A 21081-nucleotide genomic window follows, 5' to 3' on the forward strand; every position below is an offset into this window, starting at 1 on the left:
TTTTCAATCATATCTTTTTCGTTTAGATGAAGAAGGAATCCCTAATTGTTCCCGGTATTTGGCGACAGTTCGACGTGCCAGAATAATTCCATTCTCCTCTTTTAATCGTTCAGCCAAGTCCTGGTCAGAAAGCGGCTTTTGTTTATTTTCACTATTGATCGCTGCCTGGAGGCTTTTTTTTGCTTGCATGCCCGACATATCTTCATCAAGGCCGACAGATTGTAAAGAAGTAGTGAAAAATATCCGCATCTCTATCGTACCAAATGGTGTCTGCACGTATTTCCCTTTAACAGCCCGGCTTACTGTGGACTCATGTATGCCAAGCTCGTCGGCGATTTCTTTCATGGTCATCGGCTTTAAATAATTTAAACCGTGATGAAAGCAAGCTGGCTGTTTTTCGACTATACACTGAATAACCTTCAATATAGTCTCTTTTCTCTGTTGAATCCCTCTTGAGATCCATTGGTATTCTTGCCACTTATCCTGGATAAAACGTTGCACTCCCTGGTCCTTATGACTCTTCATTCTGTTTAAATACCCTTTATCCACATTAAGATTAGGTGTGTTACCATCATAATTCCCGACAAGCAGGATTCCGTCACGAACTTCCACGACTACATCCGGCACAATATAGGATGGTTTTTCCTGAAAAAAGAGTGAAGCAGGACGCGGATTCAATGTCTGGACATAATCAAAAACTTCTTGAATCTCCTTCATTGTAGCGCCAATTTTTTTACTTAAGTCTTTCCACCGCTTTTCAGCAAAATCGAGGAAATGGTTTTCTATGATCGATTCTGCTAGCAGATTCACACCTTCTGCTTTTACCTGAAGTAAAAGACATTCTTGAAGATTCCTCGCTGCAAGCCCATGCGGCTCGAGTTGCTGTAAAAGTCGTAGGCTCTCATCTAAAACGACTGAAGATATCCCCGGAACACATATATCTTCCAGCTGGATTCGCAAGTAACCGTTTTCATCAAGGTTATGAATTAAGAGCAACATCGCCTTCTGCTGCTCACCAGAAAGTTGCTGGTGATTCACTTGCGACATGACATGCTGTTCAAGTGAAAGGGTATCTTCACTGATTTGTTCAATCCAATAATTAGCATCATACGTATTTTTAAGAGTTCGTTTACCCTTTTTCCGGTCAAGGGTTGGCTGAAACAAAGCAGATGTTGGCTGATCTAGGGACAGTAATGGATTTTCCACCATTTTATTTTCTAAAAAAGCGGAAAGCTCTTGTGCGGAGTACTGCAACAATGTAATAGCTTGCATCAGCTCCTGGGTCATTGCCATTTTTAATGTTTGCTGTTGAAAAAGTCCTGCTTTCATATTCATACTCATCGATTCATCCCTCCCCTATTTCATTTTACATTATCAGGAGAAAATTCTACACAAAAACCCATGAAAACGCTTACGTTTTTTTCTGAATAGTGTATTTGTTTTAAATACTATATGTCAGGAATGCGATTTTCACAACTACTTTTATTGAGAAATCAACATTTTCTAAGGGTAATGACTATTTTTTTCCAAAATAGGGTGATATTACAGGATTCTATGAAAATTTACGGAAATCGATTAAATTCATCAAAAATCGCTTGGAGCCGTCGGATGCCTTCACTTAAAAATAACAAATAAAAAATCCCCTACTTAATTAAGCAGGAGATTGGTAATGCCCTCGGCAGGAATCGAACCTGCATTTCAAGCTTCGGAGGCTTGCGTTCTATCCGTTGCACTACGAGGGCGAAATAGAAGATCATTTACTATATTTTTTCGACAGACTTCATTATATGATAGAATGCCTTCCTTTGCAAGGGTTATCAGGTTTAAAACTTCGGCTTTTGGGTATTATGGGTAATGTGGAAATTCATCCCTGTGCGGCATAATTATAAATAAATTTAATTAGGAAGGAGACTTAGCTAGAAAATTGTCGAACAAATTATCAATTATAGGGTTTGTTTTGTTTGACCTAAATTGACCAAAAAGTGTATCATACATACATAAAGAATTTAAATGATTCTCTTAATCGAAGGAGGAAATGAACATGAATTTAATTCCTACAGTTATCGAACAAACAAGTCGTGGGGAGCGTGCCTACGATATTTATTCCCGTTTATTAAAAGACCGGATCATTATGCTTGGAAGCGCAATTGATGACAATGTTTCCAATTCTATTGTTGCTCAATTACTATTTTTAGAAGCAGAAAATCCTGAAAAAGATATTACTTTATATATCAACAGCCCAGGTGGAAGCATCACATCTGGTATGGCTATCTACGATACAATGCAATATATTAAACCAAATGTATCAACTGTATGTATTGGTATGGCTGCTTCTATGGGTGCATTCCTATTGGCTGCTGGTGAAAAAGGCAAACGTTATGCCCTGCCAAACAGTGAAGTCATGATTCACCAACCACTTGGAGGAGCTCAAGGTCAAGCAACGGAAATTGAAATTGCAGCACGCCGTATCCTTCACTTGAAAGACAAATTAAACCAAATCCTAGCAGAACGTACTGGACAACCTATAGAAGTCCTTCAAAGAGATACAGAACGCGATAACTTCATGACCTCTGAAAGAGCTCTTGAATATGGCTTGATTGACAAAGTCATCACTCGTAGCAATCTTGAAGATAAAAAAGACAAATAATAAAACTAAAGGACTCGAAAGTAGCATAAAGCGACTTTTGAGTCCTTTTTCTTTTATGTGAAAACTTTAAGAGGATGCTTGTCGGCACCCTCTTATTTTATCCTTCTTGCTGTACGAATTCTTCTAATGCCTCTATTGCTTCTTTTTCATCACGGCCTTCAACAATAAGCTTGACGGACACGCCAGAGCTAATGGCAAGACTCATTAACCCCATAATACTTTTTGCATTCACTTTTTTTCCTTCTTTTTCAAGGAAAACATCTGAATGAAAACGGTTAGCTTCTTGAACAAAAAGAGCAGCCGGTCGTGCTTGTAAACCTGTTTTCAGTCGTACTTCTACTTGTTTTTCCACCATCTTGATCTCCCCTGTTAGCTTTATTTTTTCGCAGCAATAGCTTCTCCTCCACGGAGTCTATCAGCTATTTCATCAATTTTTCGCAACCGATGATTAATCCCCGACTTACTGATGTTTCCTCCTGATACCATTTCTCCAAGTTCCTTTAATGTTATATCCTGAAATGCTATCCTTAGCTCCGCAATTTCCCGAAGCTTATCTGGTAAAATATTTAATCCTACCGTATCCTCAATGTAATGGATATTTTCAACCTGACGCAATGAGGCCCCAATCGTTTTGTTCAAATTAGCTGTTTCACAATTCACAAGGCGATTTACGGAATTACGCATATCACGGACAATTCTTACATCCTCAAACCTTAATAAAGCTGAATGAGCTCCCACAATACTTAAAAACTCTGCAATTTTTTCGGCTTCTTTTAAATAAATGATATACCCTTTTTTACGTTCTAGCGTCTTAGCCTTTAAACCAAACTTATTCATTAGCTCACAAAGCGCATCATTGTGCTCTTTATAAAGTGAGAAAATCTCAAGATGATAGGAAGACGTTTCCGGATTATTGACCGAACCTCCCGCAAGAAATGCACCTCTTAGATATGAACGCTTACAACATTTTTTCCCAACAATAGTATCGGATATAGCATGGAGAATTTCAAAGCCCTCGCCTAAAATTTCTAAATCGGTTAAAATCCGCTGCCCTCCAGATGACATCCTGACAATATAAACATTATTCTTTTTAAGCTTCATCTTTTTACGAACCAGCAGCTCGACCTGGACCTCATAACTTTTTTTCAACAGCGTGTAAATCCGTCTGGCAATCGCTGCATTTTCGGTTTGAATATCCACAACAAGCTTCCGATTAGAAAATGAAAGGGATCCATTCATCCGGATAAGTGCACACAATTCTGCTTTTCCGCAACAATCCTTTCCTTCCAATGTAGTAAGCTCTTTTTTTGTTTCTGAAGCAAAAGACATCCATTTCACCCCCAATCGAACGCAGGTAATCTCTTTTTATTAGTCAAAAAGCAGTCTCCACTTATATCTACGGAACTATATGACTTTTCGTTTCATTTACCAGCATATTATAAAGCAAATCTGCCACTTTTTTTGTGTCATGGCGTATTACATTACCTTCATAGCTAAAAATGCGTTCTTGTATGATTTCAAGACCCATTCTTTTTAAACTTTCCACATCGTACACAACCGGTTTGGCATATTCAGCTTTATAACGTTCCTGAATTTCAGACGGTATTTCCTCATTATTAACAAGTATCCTGTCAATATATGCATTTCCCATATGATCATATATAGCTTTTATATGATCGCTTGCGCTATAATCCAGCGTCTCGCCTGCTTGTGTCATTAAATTGCAAATGTACACTTTCTTCGCCTTAGAGCGGCCTACTTCTTCACCAAGACCTGGAACAAGTAGATTAGGCAGAATGCTAGTGTATAAGCTTCCTGGACCGATGACGATAAGATCTGCCTGCTTGATTTCTTGGAGAGTTTCACTTAGCGGCTTTATATGTTGGGGCGACAGAAATACTTTTTTTATTTTCTTTCCTGAAAAGGGGATTTTGGATTCTCCAGTAACAATCGATCCATCATCCATTTCCGCTTGGAGAACCACACTTTGGTTGGCAGCTGGCAGTACTTTACCCCGGACATTCAAGAATTTACTCATTTCCTGGATTGCATGGACGAAATCTCCCGTTAATGAGGTCATAGCAGCGAGAATCAGATTCCCCAACGAATGCCCGGACAACTCATTTTTACTCTGAAAGCGATGCTGAAACATTTGCTCAACAAGAGGCTCTACATCTGACAATGCAGCAAGAACGTTACGAATATCACCAGGTGCGGGGATATCCATGTCCTCACGAAGGCGCCCTGAACTTCCACCATCATCAGCTACCGTAACGATTGCTGTTATATCCACTGGATGCTTCTTTAATCCTCTTAATAAAACCGGAAGGCCGGTTCCCCCTCCAATGATCACAACTTTAGGCCGGTTCTTTTTATTTAACATCTTTTACTTTCCCCTTACTTTTTTCGATATCTCGATGAGACACCTGAACCCTGTAATCCTTTTGGAAGTAGTTCGAAATATACTCAGTCAATGCTACAGAACGGTGCTGACCTCCTGTACACCCAATCGCAATAACAAGTTGCGCTTTCCCTTCACGCTTATAATATGGAAGCATAAAGGTAAGCAGATCTGTTACCTTTTCTAAAAACTTTTGTGTCTCACTCCATTTTAAAACGTAGCTAGATACTTCTTGCTCCAACCCCGTCTTTGGCCTCATGTGGTCAATATAGTACGGATTGGGTAGAAAACGTACATCAAACACAAGGTCTGCATCTATAGGTAGACCATGCTTGAACCCAAAGGACATGACATTGACTGTAAATCCTACACTTTTATCCGTTGAAAATTCTGAAGCAATTTTTTCCCTAAGTTCACGTGGCTTCAGCTGTGAAGTATTAAAAATCAACTGAGCCCTTCCTTTTAGTTCATCCAAGAGTTCCCGTTCCATTTTAATACCTTCTAATGGCCGGCCTAATGGAGCTAATGGATGGGTCCTTCTCGTTTCCTTATATCGACGGACCAAGGAATCATCATCAGCTTCAAGAAAAAGAATTCTTGGTGAGACCGATGATGTTTCTGTTAATTTGTCCAAAGCAAGAAATAAGGAATCAAAAAATTCTCTCCCCCGTAAATCCATAACAAGTGCTACTTTATTCATCTTATTCCCAGAGTCCTTCATTAACTCCAAAAACTTTGGCAATAAAGTGGGCGGCAAATTATCGACGCAAAAAAAGCCGAGGTCTTCAAAACTTTGAACCGCCACTGTCTTTCCTGCTCCTGACATTCCAGTTATGATGACCAATTGCGTTTCATTCATCTGCCCTGTACTCATTTTTCTCCGCCCCCATGTATAGCAATCTTTTTTATAAGTAAATATTAACCTGGATCTAGTCGATAAGAAAGCAACTTAAATTCAGGTGTATAGGTAAACGTTCCGTAAATAATTCCACTTCCATGAACCATATAGTCCAGAATGTGAAAATCCCCTTCAGCCATTTTCAGCTTTTTAACATCTTCTATAGGGTGCCAGAAAAGCTCCCCTTCTTCACATACATCTACATTGACACCATCAGAGTCCGTAGCAAAGAAAGTAAACATCATCCATTCTGACAACACCTTATCCCCATCCTTCATAATGAAGGTGAAAATGCCTTTGATGGTAGGGTTTTTTAAATAAACACCTGTTTCTTCGCGAAATTCTCTTATACAGGCATCACGTATAGATTCTCCGGGCTCCATCTTGCCACCAGGAGCTACCCACCATCCGCGTCTTGGTTTTTTTAATAATAAGATTTGATTATCCTTAATCAATACACAGTTTGTGACACGTTGCACGTTCTTCACCTCAAATTGGCCTCTGCTCGACTATAGAAACCTTCACTCTTGTGTTCCAGAGATTCAGTTTATATCTTTAAACCGCCGCTAGACATCCATTTGGCGATTTACAAATGCTTATAGTTCAAACAAGCTGTATTTTAAATCTTACCCTTATGAATGATATATGTTTAGTATATCTTATCATTATACTATTTTTGAAATAAGCTAACAATAAAGTAACCTTCCTGCATTGGGGGAATATTCATCTCGTGGAATTACCGAGTAAATTTCTTCTCTAGCTTACCTCCTATTCTTCTCCACTTTCATTCCCTAAATGCAGATGGCTATCTTACTTTCTATTACAACATATTGATTCTTCCTAGAAAATGGTAGGGAAGATATAGTCTTAAAGCAGGAAACGAAAAAAAGGACACAGATTCTTAATCTGTGTCCTCAACGTTTTATAATAAAAGGGGGTCAACTTCTACTCTTACTATATCCAATCATTATTTCACTGGTGTTACAACATAATTAAAACAGAATTACGATGTGTAAATTTTTGTATATAAATTATAATACTTAAGCCTTCGGTTGCAACTTTTCTTGAAGTTCTTCCACATAATGCTGAACAGATTGAGCAGCAATACTTCCATCACCTGTTGCTGTAACAATTTGGCGCAAAGTTTTTTCACGAACATCTCCAGCAGCAAAAATACCTGGGACCCGTGTTTCCATCCGATCATTCGTTTCGATGTAGCCTGTAGAATTCAAGATGCCTAATTTTTCAAATGGCTTAGTTAGTGGCAACATTCCGATATAGATGAATACACCGTCTGCGTCCATTACTTTCTCTTCTCCATTTACTGTGGAAACAAGAGTGACACCACCAACTTTACCGCCTTCTTCATTAATTTGCTTCAAAGTATGATTCCAGATGAAGTTAATTTTTTCATTGGCAAACGCACGATCCTGAAGGATTTTCTGTGCACGAAGCTCTTCACGTCTGTGAACGATCGTTACTTTCGAAGCAAAACGAGTTAGGTACACACCCTCTTCAACTGCAGAGTCTCCTCCGCCGATAACGAACAGTTCTTTTTCTTTGAAGAATGCTCCATCACAAACAGCACAATACGATACACCACGTCCGCCTAATTCTTTTTCGCCAGGAACGCCGATTTTCTTGTATTCGGCACCTGAAGAAATAATGATCGAACGAGCTTTAAATTCTTTAGAACCGGCAACAATTGTTTTATACTCTTCCCCGTCGATGATTTCCTTAACATCACCATAGGCATACTCCGCACCAAATTTCTTGGCATGGTCAAACATTTTTGTTGAAAGTTCAGGTCCGAGGATTGTGTCGAATCCTGGATAGTTTTCAACTTCCTCTGTGTTCGCCATTTGGCCGCCTGGTACTCCGCGTTCTAACATCAATGTTGAAAGGTTCGCACGTGATGTATAGACAGCAGCCGTCATCCCAGCAGGACCAGCTCCGATAATAACAACGTCATAAATTTTTTCAGACATGTTCTCACTCCTCCATATTCCATAACAAATGGAACCTTCACTAAGGTTAGTGTTCCCTACCTATTATCCTATATAACAAATAATTTTTCGTCCAAATATCTGCTCACTCTAGGAGCGTTTGAACCAATTTTACATACTTCGATAAGGTCGACACCGATATGAAATGTTTGTCTGCTATTGCCTGCTTGCTCATCTTTTCATTTTTAAGCTGATTCCACACGTATTCGACTGCAGATGCCCAGCCTGCTGGATTATTAAGCTTTTGCTCTGAATTAACCGCTTCGATGAAGACAGAAAACCACATTAAATAGAGCCCAGCTTCATCTAATTGAATCGGTTGAAAATGCTGATATAATAATTCAGCCGTTCGATCGGCAAAATCAATGGGTGTCAGTTGACGATTTTTTGCAGGAGCTTGCACCAGGTCTGCATAATCCCTTTCCAAGTCAGTGAAGTTCTGATTCAGGTTGAGGACCTGGTTTTTCAATAGCTTTTGCTTATGAACCGAATGTTTCAAAAGGAAAATAGCAAACAGTCTTTCTTCAATAAATTCGCTTTCAAGCCGTTTTATAATGGAAGGAAAATGATGTTCAAAACCATCAGAAGTTGCATTCATATCTCCCCAAGGCTCCATGCCTTCTTTTTCCGGATTCATTTCTACAACCTTTTTCCAAGCTTTTCTAGCTGCCTGTTCATGTCCTAAGTGGAAGGCCGATATAGTAAGCCAATAGTAGAAGGTTCCATCTCCTTCAAACCCTTGTTTCTGCAATATTTTTAGCCATTTATATGCGGATGCATAGTTCCCGATTAACGCGAAAGTCGCACCAAGCTTGAAGCGATGTTCAGATAACATCGGCCGAATTTTTTCGAGCATTTGTATGAGCTCTTCCACCTTATCCTCATCCTGTTGATAATGATGGAAAACCACCAGATTACAAAGCGCATGTAAGTTTCCTGGACTTTTTTCAAGTACCTCATCCAACGTTTCAAAGGCTTCATCTACCTGACCAAGGTAAAAATAAGCAAGTGCTAGATTATTATAAGCCGACCAATAATCCTGGTATTCGGCAATCGTTTCTTTTAGTACTTCAATTGCCTTAGGGAAATTCCCCGATTCTAAATACTCACGAGCCTTTTCCTGCTTGGAAATAAGTCCATCATGCTTAAAGAGATTTTCTTCGGATTCATCCGACTCGAAGGTAATGAGTTCAAGAAGATCCTCTGCATCATCGCTGAACTCTCCGTCTTCTTCTTTATCCAGGTATGCACTCGCGTGGCGGTAAGCCTCCTTGAACATGCCTAAATGAGCATAATTATTCGCCAGGAAGTAATGGCATTCCGACATATATGGATCCATCACATCCAAGATATTTTCCAGGAGGTTATTTGAATAATTATATTCTCCGATCTCTGAGCAGGTGATTGCCAATTGACAGGCTATCATCGGTTCTGACGGTTCAAGTTCCAGCGCACGTTCCAAGTATTTTTTTGATTTAGGTAGTTCTCGTCTATGATATGCTTTTAGACCCTTGGTGAAATAATACTCACCTGTCGGGTGAAAGGTTAGAATTTTTGCCTGTTGGCCAAATTTAGAGTCTTTACTCATGTAATCCTCCATCTACAAGTTGATTAACCATAGTATTATAACATATTGAAGAATTTTTGCCGAATAATTCAAGAAAATGGAAAACGGATTTATGATACTTTTATTTAGAAATTATCAGGCAAAATACACGGGTTTTGAATCATCATTTTCTCATAAATGTTTTCCTTCACAGGTGTAAAAAAGAGCCAAGATTATGAAGTGAACCCAAAAAGTTAGACACTTTATTTAATTAGGCAGCCTTGAGGGCATGAACCCGGTAATCTTCCGGGCTCATGACTTTTAAATTTTACCTTGATTCGTTGATGATTGTCGTCGTAAACACACAGAAAAAAACCTTATAAGGAAAAATACCCTCCGGATTTGGGAGGGTATTTGACTATTTATTTATTCATTTTCTTTAGGTTCGTCTTTATCAGAATGTCTGGCCTTCAGTACATCAAGCACTGCTTGGAAAGGCAATTCTTGTTCTTGAAGAAGAACAAATAAGTGATAGAGAAGGTCTGCACTTTCCATAGAAAGCTCTTCAGCATCGCGGTTTTTAGCAGCAATGATTACTTCAGCAGCTTCTTCCCCTACTTTTTTCAAGATTTTATCAACGCCCTTATCGAATAGGTAGGTTGTATAAGATCCTTCAGGCATTTCCGTTTTTCTTTTTCCAATCAATTTCTCTAATTCCGTCAAGAAAGTCACATTTGTCTGTACCGCTTGTTGCGCTTCTTTATTTTGATAAATCGTTTCGCTGAAACAGCTTGTTGCACCTGTATGGCATGCCGGCCCTGCAGGAACAACACGAACGACTATTGCATCCTGATCGCAGTCATACTTCATTTCTGTGATTTTTTGCGTATTTCCACTCGTTTCTCCCTTATGCCATAACTCATTGCGTGAACGGCTGAAGAACACGGTTTCTCCTTTTTCTATGGATAATTGCAAGGATTCTTTATTCATATAAGCAAGTGTCAGCACTTCGCCAGTTCCTGCATCTTGGACAATCGCCGGAACCAGACCTTTTTCGTCATATCTAATAGTTTCGAGATTCATCGTACAACCACTCCTTGTTGTTTGAGAAACGTTTTGACTTCTTTAACAGATGTTTCTTTATAATGAAAAATTGAGGCTGCTAACCCTGCGTCCGCTTTTCCTTCTTCAAATGCTTCCTGGAAATGCTCCGCGTTACCTGCACCGCCAGAAGCAATAACAGGAACCGAAACTGCTTCCGATACCGCTTTTGTTAATGCGATATTAAAGCCCTGTTTTTCTCCGTCACAATCCATGCTTGTCAATAAAATTTCACCAGCACCACGTGTGACCGCTTCCTTCGCCCAATCAATTACTTCCCATTCAGTCGGTTTTCGACCGCCATGGGTATAAACGCGCCATGAACCAAGCTCTTCATCATATCGCGCATCAATAGCAATTACGATACATTGAGCACCAAAATAATCGGAACCTTCATTAATTAAGTCAGGTCGTAAAACAGCTGCTGTATTTAAAGATACTTTATCTGCACCAGCACGTAGAATCTTCTTCATATCAGCTAGCGAATTAATACCGCCGCCAACTGTAAACGGGATTGCTAGACTGCCTGCAACCGCTTGAACGACGTCTACAATCGTTTCCCTACCTTCGTGTGAAGCAGAAATATCAAGAAAGACAAGCTCATCAGCACCTTCTTGGTCGTAAAAGGCAGCTAGCTCGACTGGATCCCCGGCATCCCTTAAGGAAACAAATTGTATCCCCTTAACCACACGTCCGTCTTTTACATCCAGACAAGGAATAATTCGTTTGGTCAGCATTTAACCACGCACCTTTTCTACCGCTTCTTTTACAGTAAAGCGATTAGTATAAAGCGCCTTGCCAATAATCGCCCCTGCAACACCTTGAGCTTCATACTCCTTGAGGGTGATTAGATCTTCGAGCGAACTAATGCCGCCAGAAGCAATTACATTTTTGCCAGTTGCCTTCGCCATAGCCACAATCCCGTGCACATTTGGCCCTGAAAGCATGCCGTCTGTTGCGATATCGGTCACGATAAATGTCTCTGCACCAGCATCAGCTAGTAGTTTCCCAAGCTCTATGGCCTGTGTTTCTGACGTTTGAAGCCAGCCATGAGTGGCAACCTTACCATCCTTCGCATCAATGCCAATCGCGATATGGTTTCCATATTTTCTGATCATATCTTTAGTAAATTCCGGGTCTGAAACGGCCGAGCTGCCTAGAATTACACGCTCTACACCATTATCAAGATAATGAGCAATGTCCTGCTCCGTTCGAATGCCTCCGCCAATTTGGACGCGGGCACCTAACTCTTTGGCTGCTTTAATAACGTAGGAATCGTTGATACGAACGCCTTCTTTAGCTCCATCCAGATCAACCATATGTATCCAATCCGCTCCTTGGTCCGCAAAACTTTTAGCCATATCAAAGGGGGAATCGCCATAAACCGTTTCCTGATTGTAGTCTCCCTGGATTAAGCGAACGCATTTGCCTCCACGCATATCAATCGCTGGGTAAATCGTAAAGTTGCTCAAGCTTTTCCCTTCCCTTCTACTAATGTCAAATAATTTTTCAAGAGTGACATGCCCATCTGGCCGCTTTTTTCCGGATGAAACTGCATCCCAAATACATTTCCTTTGCCAACAATCGCCGGTACTTCCACATCATAAGTTGCTGAAGCGGTAATGTATGACTCATCAGTATCAGCGTAATAAGAATGGACGAAATAAACGTGTTCCTCTTCAAGGCCTTCGATCACTGGCGATACATGTTTAAATTCAAGACGATTCCAGCCCATGTGCGGCACCTTATAAGTCATCTCATTGGCATCCATCCCCGTAAAACGAACGACTTTACCTGGGATGAGAGATAATCCTTTTGCTGGTCCATTTTCCTCGCTTTCATCAAAGAGAAGCTGCATACCCAAGCATATGCCTAATAAATAACCTCCACCGGCTACGTATTTTTTCAGGAATTCATCAAGCTTTTGTTTTTCCAAAAGACTCATAGCATCTCTGAAAGAACCGACACCGGGAAGAATAATGCCTGTCGCTTTAGAAAGTTCTTCTGGATCATCGGAAATGAATGAGTCAGCTCCAAGTCGTTCCAGCCCTTTACTGACAGAGAATAAATTCCCCATTCCGTAATCGACGATTCCTATCATTTACAACATTCCTTTCGTTGAAGGAATACCTTTAACACGAGGATCAATGGTAGTAGCTTCGTCCAATGCACGCCCAAGCGCTTTAAATATCGCCTCAATCATATGATGCGTGTTGTGACCGTAATGAACGACAACATGAAGGTTCATCCGGGCTTCAAGCGCGAACTTCCAAAGGAACTCGTGCACTAATTCAGTATCGAATGTACCAACCTTTTGTGAAGGAAACTCTGCACGAAACTCAAGATGCGGCCGATTACTTAAATCGATGACAACCTGCGCAAGTGCTTCATCCATAGGTACGAAAGCATTTCCGTAACGCTTTATACCACGCTTGTCTCCAAGAGCTTCCAATAATGTTTGACCTAAGCAAATACCAATATCTTCAGTTGTATGATGATCATCGACTTCTGTATCACCCTTCGCATCAACGGTCAAATCAAACTTCCCGTGCTTCGTGAACAAATCAAGCATATGCGTCATAAACGGAACACCCGTCATAATTGAGGAATTCCCTTCCCCATCCACACCAAACTTCAAGCTAATATCAGTCTCATTCGTCTTCCGCTCCACACTAGCAAAACGCTCCATTACAACTCCTCCTCATTGGGGTCAGACCCCATTTCCCAGATGCAAAAATGCATTACAAATACTTTTATATCAATGTTTTCCGTATTATTTTCAGGGGTCAGGCCCTATTTCCCAAGTTTATTCGCACCGCGAGATTCGATTGCGCGGGCATGAGCTTCGAGGCCTTCCATGCGGGCAAAGGCAGCGATTTTCTCCGCATTTTGACGGAAGGCGGTTTCGCTGTACATGATGATGCTGGACTTCTTTTGGAAATCATCCACATTCAGCGGGCTGGAAAAGCGGGCCGTCCCATTAGTAGGCAACACATGGTTTGGGCCTGCAAAATAATCACCGACTGGCTCCGAACTAAAGCGACCAATAAAGATGGCCCCTGCATGGCGAATTTTAGCCATTACTTCGAGTGAATTATAGGTCACAATTTCTAAATGCTCTGGTGCCAGTTCATTGATGGCCCCAACAGCTTCCACCATATTTTCGCATACAACAATCCGTCCATAATCGTTAATGGATGCAGCTGCAATATCACGGCGTGGAAGTAACGCTACCTGCTTGTTCACTTCCGCTGACACTTCTTCAGCCAGCTCCATTGAAGTCGTCACCAGAACACTGCAAGCACGGGCATCATGCTCTGCCTGTGATAGCAAGTCCGCTGCCACTTCTGAAGCAATTGCGGAATCGTCAGCTAACACGGCTATTTCGCTAGGCCCGGCAATCATATCGATGGCAACGTCCCCGAATACTTCCCGCTTTGCTAACGCCACATAAATATTTCCTGGACCTACTATTTTATCAACTTTCACAATTGTTTCTGTCCCATAAGCAAGAGCCGCTATAGCCTGAGCGCCTCCAACCTTATAGATTTCTGTCACTCCTGCAATTTTCGCTGCAGCTAAAACCGCTGGCGTTAATTTTCCATCTTTTCCTGGAGGAGATACCATAACGATTCGTTCCACCCCTGCAGCTTTAGCCGGCATTGTGTTCATCAGTACAGATGAAGGGTATGCTGCTGTGCCACCTGGGACATACACTCCAACCGCATCAAGAGGTGTTAATTTTTGTCCAAGCATTGTTCCCGTATCATCAGTGGTAATCCATGAATTGCGAATTTGTTTCTCGTGAAACAATCGAATATTATCTGCCGCTTCTTGGATTATTGCAAGCTGCTCTACTGTTAATGCTGCTGTTGCTTCTTCAATTTCCTGTTCGGAAACGAGTAATTCCTCAAGACTTACACCATCAAAACGCTCAGTATAATTATGTAAAGCGACGTTTCCGCTTTTTCTTACATCATAAATAATATCCTGAACCGCTTTTCGTTGATCAGCCGTACCTGCATCAACAGAGCGCTTCAGTGAAATTCCTTCTGCTAACCGTTCAATTTTCATACGCTCACCTCATTAGCGATTCTTTTACTATTCTATAATTTCTGCTAAGCGATCCACAATTTCAGTAATCCTTGCTTCTTTTATCCTGTAGCTGACAGGGTTTGCCACCAACCTTGAAGTCACATCAGCAATTTTCGCATATTCAACAAGACCGTTTTCCTTCAACGTCTGTCCCGTTGAAACGATATCCACAATTCGTTCAGCTAAGCCAATTAAAGGAGCTAACTCAATAGATCCGTTCAATTTAATAATTTCGACTTGCTCTCCCTGTTCACGGAAATAACCAGAGGCTACATTTGGATATTTACTGGCTATTTTGGGCGCGATATCGCTAATTTTCGTACCAGGAAGACCAGCAACAGCTAAGTAGCAGGCACTGATTTTCAAATCAAGTAACTCATATACATCTCGTTCTTCCTCTAACATAACATCCTTACCTGCAATTCCAATGTCCGCTACACCGTGTTCCACATAGGTTACAACATCCATCGGTTTAGCTAAAATGAAACGTAGATTCTCCTCTTCTACTTCAAGAATTAATTTCCGGGAATCATCAAACTCAGGAGGTAGACGGAAACCGGCCTTTCTTAATAGCTCTGCCGCTTCTTCAAAGATTCTCCCTTTAGGCATCGCAATTGTTAAAAAGCTATTATTCATCTTTTCCATTCCCTCCATTCCCCACAAATAAATGCACTTCCGAAAATGTTCTAGTAAACGCATCAACATTTTGAACGACCGTGATATCTTGAATCGTCACCCGTTTTCCTTCAGATCTTTTTGATTTTGCAAAATCAAGTGCTTCCATTCTGCGTTCGGGAGTGAATAAAATACATTCCGGCGCAACAGGCTGCATAGGTTCCCCAAGTGCTTCAGCAAGACGATCCACACGGATGGCAAAACCCGTAGCAGAAGCATTCCAGCCGAATTTTTCAAGCAGGTTATCGTAGCGGCCACCATTACCGATTGGTGAACCTACTTGATCTGCATACACTTCAAATAAAGTTCCTGTGTAATAGCTCATATGGCTGACTAATGTTAAATCAAAGCTCACATATTGAGCCACGCCAAATTCTTTCAACTGCGCAGATAATTCCTTCAGTTCACCTAAAGAATCTTGTCCTTTGTTGTTTTCAACTATATCCAAAGCTTTTGTCAGCGTGTCTTCACTACCTCTTAATGAAATAAACTCGATGAGCCTTTGTTTATCAATAGATGAAAGCGGCAGTGATTTTACATGCTCCCTAAAACCTACATAATTCTTCTCATATAAAAACTTCCTTAATACAGAGGCTCTTTCTTCCGTACCTAGAATGCTCACGAAAAATTCCTGTAAAAATCCGATATGACCAATGGAAACCTTAAATTCCTGAAGTCCGGATGCCTTTAAAACATCTGCCAGTAACGCAATCATTTCAGCGTCGGCACAGATGGACTTATTTCCGATACATTCAATACCTATCTGTTCGAATTCTGCTGGTCGGCCGCCTTCACGCTGCTGAGCGCGGTACACATTTGCTGAATAGGCAAGGCGAAGCGGTATTTGCTGTTTTAGCAGTTTGGATGCCGCAACTCGTGCAATAGGGGCTGTCATATCCGGTCGAAGTACAAGCGTATGGCCCTGAGAATCAAGCAGTTTAAACAACTGCTGATCCAAAATAGCTGAAGCTTCACCAATTGTTTCATAATATTCCAAAGTAGGCGTTTCAATAAATTGATAACCCCACTTCTTGATTTCATCACTCATTTTATTTCGGACCGAGGCTTTCGTTTCATACAGCACCGGCAGTGTATCTCTCATGCCTAACGGTTTCTCAAACATAAATGGCTTAGTCACGACTGCACATCCTTTTGAATAATGGTTACTTTATATATATTTCCAATCGGTCCGCCTTTAAGCAAAAACCAATGTCATTACAAGTACTCATTTTTGTATATACAATTATCTTTCCAAGATAAAACTCTTAAAACCCACTGGGCTAACATATAAAATAGTATCAAAAAAAATAACATAATCATATAAATACTCGAAATTATCTATTAAATCACTTTAGTTCGCTAATATGGTAACAAGATGAAGTTATTAATAGTTTACTCCTGCCCCTATCTCCCGTCAAGAAAAAGGTGCCTGACCTTATTTCCCAAAATAAATAACGGTTACTGATACTTACAGCAGCAAGGTTTTGGAATAAAAAGTAAAGGGTCAGATCCTATTTCCCAGACCCATATACCTATCTTCAGTCAATCTTTGTTATTGATGTATACCTTTTGTTCAGGCTGTCTTATACTTTTTAGGAGATTGGTATTATTTTATTTTAGGGGGAAATGAGATTGAAGAGAATTTTTTCGTTTTTTGTTGCATGTGTCGTTCTTTTTTCGCTTGGTTTTAGCGGAACAAAGAGCTTTGCCGCAACTATGATTAACCAGGATGAGCTTAAAGCATATCTGACTGAAATAAGAATGACACAAGTTGAACTGGAAGATTATTTAGCATACTACGACTTGACATTAGATGAGTTAGAATCGGTAGCAGAGCTGCGTGATACGTTGGGACCGACTGTCACTCCAGAGACTTTACAGAATCTGCTTAATGAATATGAAATGACCGAAGAAGAACTTACGGACTTATTAATTGAATACGGCGAACTTGAAGAAGGAGAATCCATTATCGATACCTTCCACTTCATTTATGACATTGAAGATCTAATTAATTTAGAAATGGATTATGATGAGGAAGACATGGAATATGATGAGGAAGAGATGCTCGATTTAATGGATGGACTCTTTACTGAGATCGGTCTTACAGACGAAGAGCTTGAAAGATTCATGAATCACCTTTTACCCATCGTCGAGGACCCAGCTTTTGAAGATCGTCTAATGGCGATTTCCGATAGGATGGACCAATTCGAATATTTTGAAACAATTGATGAATTGTCTGCGGAACAAGTAGCGGAATTGCTTTCGATTTATAATGATTTGCAAAGCTTGCTACAAATTCAATTCAAATTTGCCTTAATACAGGACGGTGTCACCACAAACCTATCCCTTGAAGCATTATTCAAGCTTGATGAATTGACGAATGCTAGTTTACTAGTTTCAATCTATGATTTAAGCGGCAACCTTTTACTAGATTTTAAATTGACAGGTGAAATGATTGGTTCCAATTTAGTAAAAGAAACCGGTAATGACCTAAAACAGTCTACTGAGGTCATATCTAAAGTGGTGGATGTAAAATCTAAAGTGGTGAATGTAAAAAAAATAAAGAAGAAACCCACACATAAAACTGTAAAAGGCGGAGTGATGCCTAAAACAGCTGGCAATTACCTATTCGGTTCATTAATCGGTTTAATCATGATAGCCTTTGCATTTGGATTATTTAGAAAAGCGAGACTCGTTAAGTAAAATGAGTGAAAATAGGCATTCTAAGCACAAAAAAAGATGGTTGATTGCCACTGCGGCCTGCTTTTTGATCGTGGGTTTTTATTTTACAACGACGAACGCTTATACACTGTTAAAAGGATATGCCATATATAAATGGAATAAGTCTGAAACAACTGAGGCAACAGCTAAACACCCAGAAACAAAGGCTGATACTCCGGACGAGGATGAACTATATGATACACGACCGGAAACAGGTGATTTAATAGGTGAGCTTTATATTCCAAAGCTTGAGGCAACACTTCCGATCTACCATGGAACGAATGAAGATGAACTTGAAAAGGGTGTCGGTCATTTCGCTGAGTCGGTCCTACCAGGTGAGATGGATAATTCCGTTTTATCTGGACATCGAGATACCATTTTCAGAAAGCTTGGTGAAGTTGGAAAAGGTGACTTGCTTATTACCAAAACAGAAGCTGGCACGTTTACCTATAAAGTGAGGAAGGTCCGTATCGTTGATGCTGATGACCGTACGGTGATTGTTCCCAAGCCTAAATCCACACTTACTGTAACAACCTGCTACCCATTCTCATATATTGGTAATGCACCTGAAAGGTATGTACTGATCGCTGATTTACTTAAATCGGAAATAGACAATTAAAAATGAGGGCTGCATGCTTTTGCAGCCCTCTCTCCATAAAAAAAGGGTAGGAGGACAAATTCAAAATGGATAAAAAAGCTCAGGATAAGTTTTTTCAAATATTAAAAAATACGTATGATACTACAACTAACGAAGAGAATATATCGATTGACGAATTCATCGGCCAAATAAAGAATGAATTGACTTCACTATACCCCAAATTACATTAAAAAGGACTTGCCACATAGAATGGTAAGTCCTTATTTTCATAAAGAAGTTTGCTGTTCCCGATTCAGCATTTCCTCTTTTGTATAAATGATTTTCATTGGATTTCCTCCGACAAAAGCTCCCTCGGGAACATCTTTATGGACTAGTGTACCAGCAGAGACAATCGATCCATTTCCAATTGTAAGTCCTGGGAGAATAGTTGAGTTGGCTCCAATCAATACTTCGTCTCCAATCACGACTTCTCCTAACCGATATTCATTAATTAAATATTCATGAGCAAGAATCGTCGTATTATAGCCGATGACAGTATTTTTCCCCACAGATATTTTTTCTGGAAACATCACATCCGGCATGACCATCAAGGCGAATGAAGTATGCTTTCCAACTTTCATATGTAAAAAAGTCCTGTAAAGCCAATTCTTCATGCCTAAAAACGGTGTATAACGCGCTAACTGAATCACCACAAAGTTCTTCACGACTTTCCAGAATGGTACGGTCTTATACACATGCCAAAGTGAATTAGCCCCTTCTACCGGATAGCGGGTCGTGCGTCTCATTTTCTAACCTCTGTATGCTTTTCAATCTCTATGATATTCAGTAAGTCAGCCATTTGCTCTAGCATATAGTCAGGATGATAGCTTTCTAAAAATTCACGTCCTCTAATCGACCACGCGACCCCCGCTGTTTTGGTACCAGTATTTTTCCCACCAAGAATATCATGATAACTGTCTCCAACCATGATTGCCTCTTCAGGAACCGAACCGAGTTGGTTTAACGCTTTTACCAGCGGCTCTGGATCCGGCTTGGCTTTTTCCACATCATCCAGAGTGACCACGACTTCAAAGAATTGGTCAAGTTTGCTTAAACGCAGACCTTTTTCGACGACATCACGTCTCTTCGTCGTAACGACCGCCAATTTATAGCCACTCTGCATCAAAGTTTGAATTGTTTCAAACACACCGTCATACTGTGTCACAAGTAAATCATGATTCTTCCAATTGTGCTCCCGATAGAAAGCGATCATTTCATCTATACGTTCCGGATCTATAGACGAAAACGTATCAACCAAAGTCGGGCCGATAAATGGAATAATATCCTCCCGCTTGAACTGTCCCGGACAATAATGATCTAAAGTTTTTGTAAAAGAGTCGATAATCAATTCAATAGTATTGATTAACGTTCCATCAAGGTCAAATAATAATGTAGTTATGTTACTGTTCATATACGGCTTCCTTCCTCTGCACACTGTCAGTCCGATTCCAAATATAAGCGACCACCATAGTAAGCACAATAGCGGTGATTAATCTGATAAGTAATAACGGCAAAACCGGAATCCCCAGTGGAATAAAAATTAGTGTATCCTCTATAACAGCATGACAAGCAACTAAAAAGATAAATGCAATCGTCATATCCTTCTTCGAGACATTATCTTCTTTCGCTGCTTGAATCATTACACCTGCCCCATATGCAAGACCAAGCGTCAACCCTGTTACAAATGGCATAGAGGCATTTGGCTTCATCCCTAAAACTCTCATAAAAGGAGCAAGAGCTTTTGAGAAAGCTTCTAGCCATTTTAAATCTTTCATGATTTGAACGGCGACCATAAGCGGGATAACGATAACCGCCAGTTGGGCTATTCCGGAAAGAGCTTGCATAACCCCATGTAAAAGGATGGCACCAACCCCTGTAATCTCGGCTGTCTCCCGGATAGCAATTCCTTGTGCCATTTCCGATCCGCCCTGCCAAACGAGATTGATGACAACCGCAGACAAAAGCGCCAGTCCAATCCGTACAGTTAAAATGATCCACAACTTGACACCAGTTTTCATCGCCACACCTGATTCAATTAATAAATTATGTGAAAAAGATAACATCATTGCGATAATAAATACCTCTTTCACAGTCAGGTCTAGCGTTAATATGCCTGCAATCGCTGCATATAAGTTCAAAAAATTCCCTAGAACGAGCGGGATTGCTGCGTCACCAGGAAGGCCGATGAGATTCATCAATGGTGCTATCAAGTTAATGATCCATAGCAATACAGGTGTATATTGAAGCACGGTAACAATCAACGTAACTGGAAAAATCACTTTTCCCAATGACCAAGTTGTATTCAAGCCAGAAAGGAGCCCCTTTTTAACTGAATCTACTATCACTATGCCCTC

The 21081-nt window shown here is 40.4% G+C and carries 23 protein-coding genes and 1 tRNA gene; 4 read left to right on the forward strand and 20 right to left on the reverse strand.

Annotated features, from left to right (window positions below; translation table 11 throughout):
- Window positions 1-3: 3 nt before the first annotated feature.
- Window positions 4-1341: an RNA polymerase factor sigma-54 gene (gene rpoN / locus RE409_RS25860; protein WP_309558277.1), complete on the reverse strand. Its 1338-nt coding sequence runs from the start codon at window positions 1339-1341 to the stop codon at window positions 4-6.
- 329 nt (window positions 1342-1670) lie between these two features.
- Window positions 1671-1742: transfer RNA gene (locus RE409_RS25865), tRNA-Arg, on the reverse strand.
- A 299-nt stretch (window positions 1743-2041) separates the two neighbouring features.
- On the opposite strand from RE409_RS25865, the gene clpP reads away from it, so the two are divergent.
- Entirely contained in the window at window positions 2042-2647 is a 606-nt protein-coding gene (gene clpP / locus RE409_RS25870; protein WP_053348613.1) for an ATP-dependent Clp endopeptidase proteolytic subunit ClpP, read from the forward strand.
- A gap of 97 nt (window positions 2648-2744) precedes the next feature.
- Here clpP and RE409_RS25875 read toward each other — a convergent pair whose 3' ends face one another.
- The 15 genes from RE409_RS25875 to RE409_RS25945 form a co-directional block, all read right to left on the reverse strand.
- Window positions 2745-3002 carry an HPr family phosphocarrier protein gene (locus RE409_RS25875; RefSeq protein ID WP_053348612.1) on the reverse strand — a complete coding sequence of 86 codons (258 nt, stop codon included), beginning with the start codon at window positions 3000-3002 and terminating at the stop codon, window positions 2745-2747.
- Window positions 3003-3022: 20 nt separating this feature from the next.
- Entirely contained in the window at window positions 3023-3976 is a 954-nt protein-coding gene (gene whiA, locus RE409_RS25880) for a DNA-binding protein WhiA (RefSeq protein ID WP_056524512.1), read from the reverse strand.
- Between the two features lie 67 nt (window positions 3977-4043).
- Window positions 4044-5030, reverse strand: a complete 987-nt coding sequence (gene yvcK, locus RE409_RS25885; protein ID WP_056524509.1) for a gluconeogenesis factor YvcK family protein — start codon at window positions 5028-5030, stop codon at window positions 4044-4046.
- Entirely contained in the window at window positions 5020-5922 is a 903-nt protein-coding gene (gene rapZ, locus RE409_RS25890; RefSeq protein ID WP_201222667.1) for an RNase adapter RapZ, read from the reverse strand. Before rapZ ends, yvcK begins: the two co-directional genes overlap by 11 nt.
- A 44-nt stretch (window positions 5923-5966) precedes the next feature.
- A complete protein-coding gene (locus tag RE409_RS25895) occupies window positions 5967-6425 on the reverse strand; it encodes an 8-oxo-dGTP diphosphatase (RefSeq protein WP_053348608.1) in 459 nt (152 codons plus the stop codon).
- 561 nt (window positions 6426-6986) lie between these two features.
- On the reverse strand, window positions 6987-7934 hold the full coding sequence (gene trxB / locus RE409_RS25900) for a thioredoxin-disulfide reductase (protein ID WP_201187319.1): 948 nt from the start codon (window positions 7932-7934) through the stop codon (window positions 6987-6989).
- A gap of 103 nt (window positions 7935-8037) precedes the next feature.
- Complete coding sequence (locus RE409_RS25905) at window positions 8038-9540, reverse strand: tetratricopeptide repeat protein (RefSeq protein WP_201222666.1); 1503 nt, start codon at window positions 9538-9540, stop codon at window positions 8038-8040.
- A 384-nt stretch (window positions 9541-9924) separates the two neighbouring features.
- Window positions 9925-10581 carry a bifunctional phosphoribosyl-AMP cyclohydrolase/phosphoribosyl-ATP diphosphatase HisIE gene (gene hisIE / locus RE409_RS25910; protein WP_201187324.1) on the reverse strand — a complete coding sequence of 219 codons (657 nt, stop codon included), beginning with the start codon at window positions 10579-10581 and terminating at the stop codon, window positions 9925-9927.
- The gene (gene hisF, locus RE409_RS25915; RefSeq protein ID WP_053348604.1) at window positions 10578-11336 is read right to left on the reverse strand and encodes an imidazole glycerol phosphate synthase subunit HisF; all 759 of its coding nucleotides are present in this window, start codon (window positions 11334-11336) and stop codon (window positions 10578-10580) included. Before hisF ends, hisIE begins: the two co-directional genes overlap by 4 nt.
- Window positions 11337-12071: a 1-(5-phosphoribosyl)-5-[(5-phosphoribosylamino)methylideneamino]imidazole-4-carboxamide isomerase gene (gene hisA / locus RE409_RS25920; protein WP_098177236.1), complete on the reverse strand. Its 735-nt coding sequence runs from the start codon at window positions 12069-12071 to the stop codon at window positions 11337-11339.
- Window positions 12068-12700, reverse strand: coding sequence for an imidazole glycerol phosphate synthase subunit HisH (gene hisH, locus RE409_RS25925; RefSeq protein WP_201187328.1), 633 nt, complete (start codon window positions 12698-12700; stop codon window positions 12068-12070). Before hisH ends, hisA begins: the two co-directional genes overlap by 4 nt.
- Window positions 12701-13288 carry an imidazoleglycerol-phosphate dehydratase HisB gene (gene hisB / locus RE409_RS25930; protein WP_056524495.1) on the reverse strand — a complete coding sequence of 196 codons (588 nt, stop codon included), beginning with the start codon at window positions 13286-13288 and terminating at the stop codon, window positions 12701-12703. It abuts the gene before it with no gap.
- A 104-nt stretch (window positions 13289-13392) separates the two neighbouring features.
- The gene (hisD, locus tag RE409_RS25935; RefSeq protein WP_201187330.1) at window positions 13393-14673 is read right to left on the reverse strand and encodes a histidinol dehydrogenase; all 1281 of its coding nucleotides are present in this window, start codon (window positions 14671-14673) and stop codon (window positions 13393-13395) included.
- Between the two features lie 27 nt (window positions 14674-14700).
- Complete coding sequence (hisG, locus tag RE409_RS25940; protein ID WP_201225062.1) at window positions 14701-15330, reverse strand: ATP phosphoribosyltransferase; 630 nt, start codon at window positions 15328-15330, stop codon at window positions 14701-14703.
- Window positions 15323-16507 (reverse strand): ATP phosphoribosyltransferase regulatory subunit, encoded by a 1185-nt coding sequence (locus tag RE409_RS25945; RefSeq protein ID WP_309558278.1) that lies wholly within the window; start codon window positions 16505-16507, stop codon window positions 15323-15325. Before RE409_RS25945 ends, hisG begins: the two co-directional genes overlap by 8 nt.
- Window positions 16508-17001: 494 nt before the next feature.
- Here RE409_RS25945 and RE409_RS25950 point away from each other — a divergent pair, with 494 nt between their 5' ends.
- From RE409_RS25950 to RE409_RS25960, 3 genes are all read left to right on the forward strand, one after another.
- Window positions 17002-18072, forward strand: a complete 1071-nt coding sequence (locus RE409_RS25950) for a processed acidic surface protein (RefSeq protein WP_201222660.1) — start codon at window positions 17002-17004, stop codon at window positions 18070-18072.
- A 1-nt stretch (window position 18073) separates the two neighbouring features.
- Window positions 18074-18709 carry a class D sortase gene (locus tag RE409_RS25955; protein ID WP_056524485.1) on the forward strand — a complete coding sequence of 212 codons (636 nt, stop codon included), beginning with the start codon at window positions 18074-18076 and terminating at the stop codon, window positions 18707-18709.
- Window positions 18710-18774: 65 nt separating this feature from the next.
- Window positions 18775-18918 carry a YwzD family small protein gene (locus RE409_RS25960; RefSeq protein ID WP_201222658.1) on the forward strand — a complete coding sequence of 48 codons (144 nt, stop codon included), beginning with the start codon at window positions 18775-18777 and terminating at the stop codon, window positions 18916-18918.
- A 36-nt stretch (window positions 18919-18954) separates the two neighbouring features.
- On the opposite strand, the gene RE409_RS25965 is transcribed toward RE409_RS25960, so the two are convergent.
- Genes RE409_RS25965 through RE409_RS25975 form a run of 3 tightly spaced genes read right to left on the reverse strand, consistent with a single transcriptional unit; the run spans window position 18955 to window position 21072 of the window.
- Complete coding sequence (locus tag RE409_RS25965) at window positions 18955-19473, reverse strand: acyltransferase (protein ID WP_056524482.1); 519 nt, start codon at window positions 19471-19473, stop codon at window positions 18955-18957.
- Window positions 19470-20138, reverse strand: coding sequence for a pyrophosphatase PpaX (gene ppaX, locus RE409_RS25970; protein WP_201187341.1), 669 nt, complete (start codon window positions 20136-20138; stop codon window positions 19470-19472). The genes RE409_RS25965 and ppaX overlap by 4 nt, the downstream gene beginning before the upstream one ends.
- Complete coding sequence (locus RE409_RS25975; RefSeq protein WP_309558279.1) at window positions 20128-21072, reverse strand: nucleoside recognition domain-containing protein; 945 nt, start codon at window positions 21070-21072, stop codon at window positions 20128-20130. Before RE409_RS25975 ends, ppaX begins: the two co-directional genes overlap by 11 nt.
- Between the last annotated feature and the right edge of the window lie 9 nt (window positions 21073-21081).

This window comes from Peribacillus sp. R9-11 (assembly GCF_031345095.1).
Classification (GTDB): domain Bacteria; phylum Bacillota; class Bacilli; order Bacillales; family DSM-1321; genus Peribacillus; species Peribacillus butanolivorans.